The organism is Psittacicella gerlachiana, assembly GCF_003585965.1.
In the GTDB taxonomy this organism is placed as follows: Bacteria; Pseudomonadota; Gammaproteobacteria; order Enterobacterales; family Psittacicellaceae; genus Psittacicella; species Psittacicella gerlachiana.
Genome location: NZ_NRJF01000165.1, coordinates 1 through 12246, shown reverse-complemented (window position 1 = coordinate 12246; position 12246 = coordinate 1). Strand labels below are relative to the sequence as shown.

At 32.4% G+C, this 12246-nt stretch carries 11 protein-coding genes; all 11 read right to left on the bottom strand.

All coding sequences use genetic code 11. The annotated features are described in order from the left end of the window. The coding region (locus CKF59_RS05585) for a hypothetical protein (RefSeq protein WP_147397132.1) at positions 1–619 on the bottom strand (619 nt) is incomplete at its 3' end. A gap of 4 nt (positions 620–623) precedes the next feature. After that, on the bottom strand, positions 624–2030 hold the full coding sequence (locus CKF59_RS05580; protein WP_119534975.1) for a replicative DNA helicase: 1407 nt from the start codon (positions 2028–2030) through the stop codon (positions 624–626). Between the two features lie 15 nt (positions 2031–2045). Continuing rightward, positions 2046–2663: a recombination mediator RecR gene (recR, locus tag CKF59_RS05575; protein ID WP_119534974.1), complete on the bottom strand. Its 618-nt coding sequence runs from the start codon at positions 2661–2663 to the stop codon at positions 2046–2048. Between the two features lie 18 nt (positions 2664–2681). After that, complete coding sequence (dnaX, locus tag CKF59_RS05570) at positions 2682–5084, bottom strand: DNA polymerase III subunit gamma/tau (RefSeq protein ID WP_119534973.1); 2403 nt, start codon at positions 5082–5084, stop codon at positions 2682–2684. Then, positions 5084–5623 (bottom strand): adenine phosphoribosyltransferase, encoded by a 540-nt coding sequence (gene apt, locus CKF59_RS05565; RefSeq protein ID WP_119534972.1) that lies wholly within the window; start codon positions 5621–5623, stop codon positions 5084–5086. Before apt ends, dnaX begins: the two co-directional genes overlap by 1 nt. 151 nt (positions 5624–5774) lie before the next feature. Beyond that, complete coding sequence (gene aroC / locus CKF59_RS05560) at positions 5775–6872, bottom strand: chorismate synthase (protein ID WP_119534971.1); 1098 nt, start codon at positions 6870–6872, stop codon at positions 5775–5777. 57 nt (positions 6873–6929) lie between these two features. Beyond that, positions 6930–9794, bottom strand: a complete 2865-nt coding sequence (locus CKF59_RS05555) for a valine--tRNA ligase (RefSeq protein WP_119534970.1) — start codon at positions 9792–9794, stop codon at positions 6930–6932. A gap of 171 nt (positions 9795–9965) precedes the next feature. Further along, a complete protein-coding gene (locus CKF59_RS05550) occupies positions 9966–10472 on the bottom strand; it encodes a septation protein IspZ (RefSeq protein ID WP_245959279.1) in 507 nt (168 codons plus the stop codon). A 98-nt stretch (positions 10473–10570) separates the two neighbouring features. Further along, positions 10571–10879, bottom strand: a complete 309-nt coding sequence (locus tag CKF59_RS05545; RefSeq protein ID WP_119534968.1) for a YciI family protein — start codon at positions 10877–10879, stop codon at positions 10571–10573. 272 nt (positions 10880–11151) lie between these two features. Next, the gene (locus tag CKF59_RS05540) at positions 11152–11970 is read right to left on the bottom strand and encodes a hypothetical protein (protein ID WP_119534967.1); all 819 of its coding nucleotides are present in this window, start codon (positions 11968–11970) and stop codon (positions 11152–11154) included. Positions 11971–11985: 15 nt separating this feature from the next. Next, the coding region (locus tag CKF59_RS07900; protein ID WP_222985615.1) for a hypothetical protein at positions 11986–12246 on the bottom strand (261 nt) is incomplete at its 5' end.

Genomic DNA, 12246 nt, shown 5'->3' with positions numbered 1-12246 from the left:
CTAAATATTCTTTTTTATATAAATAGCCAAGAGAGGTATGTAATTGACTACTATAGATAAAATTAGTTCTAGGTGTGAGAAGTAAATAATTGTCATTAATCTCTTGCTTAAGTTTAGTTACGGAAAACTCAGCTCCCGGATTAAAATAACTTTCTATATAAGTACTATTACTACTTAAATAAGTTTTATAAAAGGTGAGATAACTATTTGACCAATATAAAAGAGAATTAAAGCCGACTTGTTTATCAAGTCTTTGTTGCTTCTCTTCATATTCTTCTAGGAGTTCTTTAGTTTCTGCTGGTGGTAGCATTGCTTTATAAAGCAAATTCTCTTGAGCGTGATTAATAGTTGTTTTTAAGGGTCTATTACCACTAAAGAACCTCAGCGATTGCTGAGGTTCTGCTTGAGGTTCATAAACATGAGATTTTGCCCACCAGCGATTTGTATAGAAATAACTATTCCAATAATTTTCCATCCCTATTTTGTAATGCAAATGCGAGATCAAACTGTTTATTGCTTGATGCACTAAAATATTATGTTTACGCTCTAAGTTTAAACAAATAGTAACACCAGCATCTTTAAATAGGTTTTGTAAAAAAATTGCGGGCTTGGTTTGCATATAATTAACCTGCACGGAATGAAGATTCATTATCATCGACAAAGCGAGAGTACATACCTTGGAATTTACAATGGATAGTTCCAATTTCCCCTTGTCGGTTTTTTGTAATAATAATTTCAGCCTTTCCTTTTAGTTCATCCTTTTTCTCAGCTGGAGCATTAGTTTCAGGACGGTGTACCATGATTACAATATCAGCGTCCTGCTCAATAGCTCCAGATTCACGTAAGTCAGCATTGGTTGGACGTGAGTCAGGTCCTCGGGTATCAACATTACGGTTTAATTGCGATAAGGCTAACACCGGACACTTGAGTTCACGAGCTAAGGCTTTAAGACTTTTAGCAATATGAGCAATGAGTAAATGACGTTCACGGAAATTTTGTTCCGACTCTAATAATTGCAAATAGTCAATCATAATTAATCCCATTTGCGGAGTTCCGGTTTCAGGATCTGCATGATTTTGCGCTATTGCTCTTGCTCTACTTCTTACCTTTTCTATAGTTAAACCATAAGAAGTGTCATCTATATACACATTGGTCGAATCTGTAATCGTAGTTGCTGTAGAGTATAAACGGGCATATTCATCAGGAGTAACTGTGGCTTTTTGTACATTACTTTGTGGTACTGTGGCTAAAGCACAGAGAGATCGGTACATCACCTGTTCGGCTGGCATCTCAAGGGTAAATACAACTACAGGTTTAGTAGATTTATTCTTATAACCTACATTTTCACAAATATTCATGGCAAATGTAGATTTACCAGAAGCGGGACGTCCTGCAATAATAATTAATTCCCCCGGCTTTAAACCATTAGTTACAGCATCGACGGTTGGAAACCCTGAAGATATCCCTCCAGCTTTATCTTCGCCATCTTTTTTAGATCTTGCTCTTAGATTTTCTATAGCTTCGGTTAGAATTTTTGCTGCTTTTAAATCTGATAATTTAAAATCTTGTTCTGAAGAAGCTACTTTATTCAATTTATCTTGAGCTTCGGCAATAATAGCAGCTATATTAGGATTATGACTTCTAACTTTATTAAATAACTCTACGCCAACATCTGAAATTTCACGTTGCTGTGCGTATTTAACAAGCCTATCTATATAGAATCGAACATTGATTTCAGGATTTGTATTATGAAAAAACTGTTCTAAATACTCAGTTGGTAGATCTTCTTCTAAGTTATTTTCACGCACTTTAGTAGAAATAGTCGTAAAGTCAATTTGTACTCCACTATTATCTAGTTCTTTTAAGATTAAAAAGAGTAAGGCATTACGCTGATCTACAAACAAATTAATATTAACTCGGTCTCCGTATTCTTTGATAGAATCTTGGAATTCAATAAAGATTGAAAGAACCGTTACCTCTGTTTTTTGGCATAACTCCAAAAATTGTTGATCTTGATCTACATAATCCATGTTAAAAGTTTTCTGTTAATCTTTATCGAAGTTAATTCTTGTCCGATTCAAAAATGAGTTAAAAACTGTATTTGCATCGACATTACTTAAATTAACCCCCGAAGGTAATCCTGTAGCAAATTTATAACAATCTATATTTAATCTATAACATATATCTTGTATAAATTGTGAAGTTGCATCTCCCTCAGCTGAAGTACTAAGAGCAATAATAACTTCTTTAATTTGTTGAGTTTTGAGAAAATTAATAAATAAAGGTATCCCCGCTTGTTCAGGACCTATGCCTTCAAGAGGAGTAATTAAATCATTTAAGACAAAATAAATACCATCATAAACAGCAAATGCTTCGATATTTTCAATATCTAAAGGACTTGAAACGATAATTGCTTTTTTTGTTGCTAATCTTTGTCCATTTTGACAAATTGCACAAAAATCATTTTCAGTTAAAGTATTGCAACAGCGACAATGTTGTACCGTTTGAGCTGCGTGTTGCAAGGCATTAGCCAAATTTATAATTTGACTGCGATCTTCCTGCTGTAAAAGGCTATATATTATCTTGGTACTAGACTTTCTGCCTATTGTAGGTAATTTAGCAAATTTATTAATTAAATCTGAAATAATTTTATCATTAGACATAAATCTAAAATGCCTAAGTTAGTTATTAAAAATTGAAAGAGTTTTGATTTGTTCTTGGTGAATCATATCTATATTTTGTTCAACAAGATTAAAAATACTTTGCATGATATTAAAAGGTTTAAAATCATTACTTTTAATCGTGGTTAACTCTACTCCTTGATTATTTAAAGAGCTTAAGAGAAGATCACGATATTCACGATTAAAGATCTCTTCAAGATCTTGATTACCTTTTAAATCTATAAGAAAGGTTGGGGTATTACTATCAGTTAGTGAACAATCTTGAGTTGCCACAAATAGTAATAAATTTTTACTTAAATTTAATGCAAAAATGCGTTGTAATTCTTGATTCTCAGCAATAGTAATCAGAGTTTCTTGATGTAAAGTTTCAGGAGAAAGAAAATCCCATTCTCCATAAAATAATTTCTCAAGCAAATGATTTTCTTTGATGCAATAAGCAAATAAGGCATCAACTACATTATCACTTAAATATAATTTTTCGATATATTCTTGAGCATACTTAAGAAAAACTTCTTTGGTTTTGTATGCTCCAAGCAAATTAACATCTTTAATATTATCAGCTTTACTAAGAGAGATTTTTACTTCATCAGGATCTATGGTGAGATCAACCGCTTCTTGTAACATTGCGATTTCATCGCTGGACATAGTTAAGTGGTTCACTTTAACTATCTCTTTTTCTTTTATCGCATCTACCTGACTAGTTTGTTCCTGATCATTAGCAAGTAACTGATTGATTAGATCTTGAGGAATAAAGTCTTTAACTTCATTGACTATAGCTTGAGAATCTTGAGGTTCTGTTGTAGCCAAACTACTAGGAACAGAAGAAATTGAAGTTAAACTTACTTCTTGTACTTCTTTAGTTTCTTCAACAGTACCTTGGTCATGTAAATTAGGTATTAAACTGTCTTTTATTCCAGGAAGATCTTCAACTTTACCTTCTGCTTTTTCTTCGACAACTTTACGTTTACGTGGAGGTCTTATAACCAAAGCATTACGAATGCTTTCAGGTAAAGCAGATAAAGACTTTTTCTGATCAGAATTGGCATTAGCATCTTCATAAACTACCATTCCTGACATAGCTTTTTCTACCTGCTCTTTACCATATACTCCACTTTCAGCCTTAGCAAAACGTTGCTGATTTTTGGTAAGAGAAAATTCACTAAGATCATCTATAGTAGAATTAACTTTTTTATAAGGGTTTATTTTTGTTGTCTTAAAGCTAGGTTTTATAACTTTATTTGAAGATAAATTAGGTGTAGTTTGGCTAAACTTCAAAACCGCAATGTTTCCTTGCTCTATACCAAAAGCTAAAGCACGAATACAAGCTAGTTGTACTACTTGATAAGGGGTCGCTGTAACTTTGAGCATATCTAAAGCATGGGTAAAAACTTCATATATAACTTGAGTTTTTTCTACATCAAAGATCCCAAAGTTTTCTCGCTTAAACTCTGCAATTAAATCATCATTATTTATCCCATGATCTTGATATTCATCTGCAGATAAAAATGGGAGAAGAGAAGCTTGATAGATTATATTTAATACTTGTTGAACTACCGAACTCCAATCGACTTGTTCACGATTTATTTTTTGTAAAATGTTGAGAACTTCATATTTTTGTCCTCTTAAAATCGCAATTACAAGATCAGTAGGTAAGGTATCATCAACTAACCCGAGCATTTGGTATACACTTTTGCTTGAAACCTCTTGATTTCCAATAGCAATTGCTTGATCGGTTAAGGATAAACAATCACGCATTGAGCCATTTGCAGCTAAAGCTAAAGCTTGTACAGCTTTATTTTCAAATTTAATCTGTTCATTATTTAAAACAAATTTTAGTTGATTAGCTATTTGCTCTTCGGTAAATGGTTTTAAATGAAAGTGTAGACAACGAGATAAAACAGTTGCTGGAATTTTTTGCGGATCGGTTGTACAGAGTATAAATTTTGCATACTCTGGTGGCTCTTCTAAAGTTTTTAAAAGTGCATTGAAACTGGAAACAGTTAACATATGCACTTCATCAATAATAAAAACTTTATATTTGCTTAAAAGAGGAGCATACTGAATACTTTCGATTAGATCTCGAGTTTCTTCAACTTTAGTTCTTGAGGCAGCGTCGACTTCTAATAAATCAGGAGATGCTCCATCATCTATACTTTTACAAGAGACACAATAACCGCATGGTTCACGTTTTTGAGCAAAGTTTTCACAATTCATTGCTTTAGTGAAAATTCTTGCAATGGTGGTTTTACCCACTCCACGTGTTCCACTTAATAAATATACTGAATGTAATTTATTATTTAAGATACTATTACGCATAGCATCTAATACATGTTCTTGTCCTACAACTTGTGAGAACTCTTTTGGTCTATACTTTCTGGCGAGAACAGTATAGTTTTCAGTCATTATTCACCTTCAAATTCTACTAAACTAAAAACTTCAACACCTAAAGCTTCTAATTTAGATTGACCTGGTAAATCTTTTAAGTTAATTACAAAACCAGCATACTTACATTTAGCATTTAGACTTTCAACAAGTTTTACTGTAGCTGCTAAAGTACCACCTGTTGCTAATAAGTCATCTATTACTAGTACATTATCATTTGCTTGAATATCATCTTTTTGTAATTCAAGAGAATCTTTACCATATTCTAATGAGTAATCTACTTTAACCGTTTCACGAGGTAATTTACCTGGTTTACGAACTAGCACTAAAGGCACACCAAGAGCTAAAGCTACAGGAGCACCAAAAATAAAACCACGTGACTCTGTACCTATTACTTTAGTAATTTGTTTATCTTTATAGTGTGCAACAAAAGCTTCAATAGTTTCTTTAAATGCTTCTGGATTACCAACTAAAGTAGTTATATCTCTAAACACAATACCTGGTACTGGGAAATCTTGAACTGAAGCAATAGAATCCTTGATTAGTTTTGAATTAGTCATGGTTATTTTAACTGAATTTAGTTATGAACAAAAAGCTAAAGTTACACTTTGCTTTCAACTTTTATAAATTTTTTCGATGTAAAAACATCTAGTTTTATTATACTTTATCTTGATTATTTATAAATAAAAATATCACTCAGAAACGTAAATCTTAGTAAGAATGATATTTTTTCGGTAGTAAATGATTTTGTGCATGATCTCGCATCAGATGGTCAACTAACACTAAAGCTAACATAGCTTCAGCAATAGGTACAGCACGAATTCCAACACAAGGATCATGACGTCCTTTGGTAATTATCTCAACATTTTCATTCTCTCTATTGATAGTTTCCCCTGGAATTTGAATTGAAGAAGTTGGTTTAAGAGCAATATTTATAACTACTTGTTGGCTAGTAGTTATCCCTCCTAAAATCCCACCAGCATTATTACTTTGGAAACCGGTATTACGAATTAGATCACGGTGTTCCGATCCTTTTTGTTCTACCGAAGCAAAACCAGAGCCAATTTCAACTCCTTTGACCGCATTGATCCCCATCATTGCATGAGCAATATCAGCATCTATACGATCAAACACAGGATCTCCGAGTCCTACTGGTACATTATTTGCCACAATAGTTACCTTAGCTCCAATTGAATCGTGTTCTTTTTTAATACTTCTTAATAATTCTTCAAATTCCTCTACCGATTTTTGTTCGGTCGTAAAGAAATCATTACTATTAATAAAGTTTTGATCTAAGTTTTGTAAATCATATTCAGCTTTAATTTTACCAATTTGCGAAACAAAGCCGATTATTTCAGTACCATACTTTTCTTTTAGAATTTTCTTAGCAATCACTCCAGCTGCTACACGAATGGCAGTTTCACGTGCTGATGATCTACCACCTCCGCGATAATCACGAAAGCCATATTTTTTATCATAGGTAAAGTCAGCGTGTCCTGGGCGATACTTATCCGCAATATCCGAATAATCTTTACTACGTTGATCAGTATTTTCCACCATAAAAGCTAGGCTTGTTCCGGTAGTTTTACCTTCAAAAACTCCAGAAAGGATTTTAACTTTATCTTCTTCTTGTCTTTGGGTCGTAAAACGATTAGATCCAGGTCTACGTCGATCCATATCAAAGACAAAATCTTCTTCTGTTAACTCTATCCCAGGCGGAACTCCATCAAGAATTCCCACTAAAGCTACACCATGACTTTCACCAGCTGTAGTTAAACGAAATAATTGACCAATACTATTACCAGCCATATTTAACCTCAAAATTAAGATAAAAAAGGAGGTTACTCAAACCTCCTTTTTGAAAAATTAAGCTTTTAATTTCTCAATTTTACTAATTTGTTGCAGCACTTGCTCTTTTTGTTCTAAGAAACCTAAACGCTTTTCAGTTTCTTTTGCAATTAGTTCTGCAGGAGCCTTATCAACAAAGTTTGCATTAGAAAGTTTGCCATCTACACGAGCAATTTCACTATCTAACTTTTTAATTTCTTGTTGTAATTTCTGTAATTCTTTATCTACATCAATAATTTCAGCTAATAAGAACTCAACTGTATCTGTGCCAAGAAGACGACTACTTACAAGTTCATCTGATTTCTTATCACTAACAGTTAGGTTAATTTTAGCTAAAGTTGTTACAAAATTAGATGTAAACTCAAGGAAGCTAAAATTATTTCCTACTAAGTTTGCTGTTAAAACTTTACTTGGTGAAAGATTCATTTCTGAACGTAATTCACGTACTAAAGTAATAAGTTCTTGAGCTTTTTCGATTTCTACTGTAGCTTGCTCATCTACATTAAAATCACTAGCTTTTGGATAACTTTGTACCATAATGTAGCCTTCTAATTCAGGTAAATATGGTTTTAAGTTTTGCCAAATTTCTTCAGTAATAAATGGAATTACAATATGACTAAGTCTTAAAGTTGCTTCAAGAATTCTTAATAATTGATATTGTGTAGCTTTTACAACTTCTTGATTTTCACTCGCTAAATTAACTTTAGCAAATTCTAAATACCAGTTACAGAAAGTGTTCCAAATAAAATCATATAAATGATTTGCAAATTGATCGAATCTATAAGTTGCTAAAGCAAATTCAGCTTTTTCAATTACTTTTGCTAATTCATTTTCAATATACTTTTCCGCAACCGTAAAATGTTTAGCATGTTCTTGGTAGGTTTGCTCATCTAACTTAAATTGTACATTAGTACCTTCTAAGTGCATTAAGACAAAACGTGAAGCATTCCATAATTTATTACAGAAATTACGATATCCCTCTAAACGTTTCATATCCCAACTAACATTTCTTCCAGAAGAAGCAAAATTAGCAAGGGTAAAACGTAAAGCATCAGTTCCATGAGGCTTAATTCCTTCAGGGAATTTTTTAGCTGTGCTCTTAGCAATTTTCTCTGCTAATTGAGGTTGCATCATATTTGATGTACGTTTTTTTATTAGGTCTTCAAGAGAAATACCATCAATCATATCTAAAGGATCTAAAACGTTACCTTTAGATTTTGACATTTTTTTCCCTTCTTCGTCATTAATTAGACCGGTAATATATACATCTTTAAATGGTACTTGTGGCGAACCATCAGGATTTTTAATAAAGTGGGTTGTCATCATGATCATACGAGAAACCCAGAAATTAATAATATCAAATCCTGTAATTAATACTGATGTTGGATGGAAGAACTCCATTTCTTTGGTTTTTTCAGGCCATCCTAGAGTTGAGAAAGTCCATAATGCCGAAGAGAACCAAGTATCTAATACATCTTCATCCTGAACTAATTTTACTTCAGATGCAAGTTGATGTTTTTCTCTTACTTCTTGTTCAGACTCACCAACATAAACATTTCCTTGCTCATCATAATAAGCTGGAATACGATGTCCCCACCAAAGCTGACGAGAAATACACCAGTCTTGGATGTTTTCCATCCAATTGTTGTACCAGTTAGTATACTGTTCAGGAACAAATCTGATTTTACCTTCTTTAACAACTTCTAAAGATACTTTAGCCATCTCTTTAGTATCAACATACCATTGATCGGTTAAGAAAGGCTCAATTACAACCCCACTACGATCACCATAAGGCACAACCATATCATGAGGTTCAATTTTATCTAAAGCACCGCAATTCTCGAAGTCTTGTACTAGTTGTTTACGAGCTGCAAATCTTTCTAAACCTTGATAAGCTTCAGGTAATTGGTAGAATTTACCAGTTTCACGTCCATTTACATCTAAAACCGGAGTTTGAGCTAAAAGGTTAGCAGAATCATCTAGAATATTAATCATCTCTAGATTATTTCTCTTTCCTACTTCATAGTCATTAAAGTCATGAGCTGGAGTAATTTTTACAATTCCTGTACCAAACTCTTTATCTACATAGGTATCAGCAATAACAGGAATTTTACGATCTACTACCGGAATATATACAAATTTTCCAACTAAATCTTTGTAACGTTCATCTTCAGGATGTACAGCTACCGCAGTATCACCAAACACGGTTTCTGGTCTAGTAGTAGCAATTACAATATAATCTTTACCATCGTGAGTTTTTGCCCCATCAGTTAATTGGTATCTAAAATGCCAAAGATTTGACTTAACCGGATTGTTTTCTACTTCTAAATCAGAAATTGCAGTTTTAAATTTCGGATCCCAGTTAACTAGACGTTTACCACGATAGATTTTACCTTCATTATAAAGGTCGATAAATACCTTTTTAACTGCTTTTGAGCGTGGTTCATCCATGGTAAAAGCATCACGTTCCCAATCAATTGAATCCCCTAAACGTTCTATTTGACTGTTTATGGTGCCACCTGAATAATTTTTCCACTCCCAAACTTTTTCAATAAACTCTTCACGCGTATAGTCTTTACGAGTTTTACCTTCTTCAGCTTGAAGTTTTCTCTCAACCACCATTTGGGTAGCAATACCAGCATGGTCTGTACCAGGTTGCCATAAAGTGTTAAGTCCTTTCATACGATTGTAACGGATAAGTATATCCATAAGCACATGTTGGAAAGCATGTCCCATATGTAAGGTCCCTGTAACATTTGGAGGAGGGATTACTATACTAAAATTCTCTTTATTTGGATCGTAAGTTGCTCTAAATAAGCCTTTACTTTTCCATTCTTCGTATATTCTTTTTTCAATATTATGAGGAGTATAAACTTTATCCATAGACTAATATTCAATCAGTAGCAGTTAATAAATTCGATAATTCTTTGTTGCCAAACAAATGCAACATAAAAAAGATTATAACATAACAAGCAATATAGGGAAAAAAAAGTAGATCGCAAGACTACGATCTACTTTTTCTCTATAGCGATATTAAGCTTTGTCTTTAAACTATTATTTATCTTGTTTTTTATTTTGAAGACGATCGTAATAACCATAGCCAATCATGATTAAGGTTGCGATCACGCCAATAACCGGTAATATAACTCCTTTAAAGAGTACCCAAGCTTCTTGGGAAATTACAAATTGACAATAAAGTGCTCCAAGTACAGAGATCACAAGATAGACAACAAAAATATAATTAATTACTTTCCATCCTTGCTCACTTACACCTTTAATGAGCCATGAGAAAGTTTTCTGCATAAGATTTATATTAAACTTATGCATTAAAATTATTATCGTAATAATAAAAATTACTTTAAAAAGATAAAACTTTAATTGGATGTACTTTATATCATTAAAAATAATTGAAGGTATGGTAAAGCACAAGATGATAAAGTACATAAACCAAGCAAACTTAGATAACTTTTTAATGCAAAAATTCTTAATAATTATTTCCACGATTAAAGCTATAGTTAATGCTATCGCTGAATATTCTGCAGCAACTTCACGTGGAGACATAAAGTAAACTATACAGAAAATGATTCCTGATAAGGTAGATAAAAGTATAGATAACATAATGTATAGATAATATATTTATTAGAGTGATTAAAAATTAACTATTTTTCAAAAACGACAGTATAAGGTCTTACTTCAACTTTTTGATAAACCCCAGCTTCTAAATATGGGTCTTGATCAGCCCAAGCTTGAGCTTGTTCTAATGAAGCAAATTGAGCAATCACAGTTGAACCTGCAAAACCAGTAGTTTTTGGATCGGCATCCGTTTTTGGATTTGGTCCAGCTACAAGTAATCTTCCTTGATTCTTTAATTCTTCTAGTCTTGCTAGGTGAGCAGGTCTCGCAGCTAATCTTTTTTCGAGAACATTCTCATGGTCTGTAGAGAAGATTACATAATACTTTAACGTCATATTTATCTCCAAAATAATAATTCTAAATACTAAATATAATACCACATAGGTTTGGATTTAGTCTTCTAAATGATCCTTGGTTTAATTGTTAATACTTACTTATTCTGACAAAGTTTATCATTGCTATTTTAGTATACCTTTTTATGTAATTTTAGAAAAGCACACCTGATTAGATAAAAACGAATAGGCAAAAAGTCTTCCGAACTTTATTAATCAAAGTTCGGAAGACTTTTATAATTTAGTTAAATTACTCAAATGAAATCTGTTAAACCTTATCTGCGCTTTTTCGATGAGTCAGACTTATTTTCTTCCTCATGATCATTTTTTTCATTTGGTAAACTTTCTTTATCATGAGTTTGCTGATCTTGGAATTGCTTTAAGAAATTTTCCACTTCGGTATATTTTTCTTTCATCTCATCCGTATTTACACCATCTTCCATTGTTTGTTGCATTCTCTTTACATTAAGTTCGAAATCTTTAATATTTATATTGCTTCTAAAATATTTAAAAACTCTTACTGTTAAGTTTAAAACTAAAAGCCAGTTAACAATTGCAATACAAATAAAACTTAAGAAAGTATACCAGCCTGCAGTTTCTAAATTAACTGCAGGAAGAATTACAATATATAAACAGGTAAGAATGAACATATTACGTAAGTACAACTCATTTACAGCCTTAATGTATGAGTTTCTATGCTCACCAGACATAATCACACCCATTTGCTCTAATCTTGAAATAGGACCAAGAAATCTTGTCTCATAAAGTTCAACAAAATACTGGTTTTTACGTTGTAACCACCAACATGCAAAAGCGATTAAAGCATGATATGCCACAAGACCTATCGCAAAGTATTTAATATCATTTTCGTAAGCACTTAATCCCATTAAAGAGTTATAAATAATTTTTTGTAAAACTATAACTCGACTACGCCATATATCAGGGGTTAAAGCTAATCTAAAGATAAAAACACTTATATCGACAAGGACATAGATTGTCCCAGCATATAACACTGCTTGATCTGTATAAAGCGTTAAATATAGCACCATTACAAATAGGATTGGAGCTAAGTTTACAGCTATTAATTTCAACATTAAAAGTATCCTTTCTTAAAACTTCTTATCTAAATTTTCTTTTTTCATTAAAAAGTATATCACTGGAACGACATATAACACGCCTACAAGAGGTAACCAAAAGGTTTTTAATTCTAAAAAGGCAACATCAGATAAGTAAAAGTAAGCATAAATAGTTATGATTAAACTTACTGCCGAAACTATGATAAAGCTCCAGTTTACAATATTAAATTCTTTTGTAGTTAGCTCTTTAATGCCTGGTAAATCTCCAAATACTATTTGTTGGAAGTTTTTACC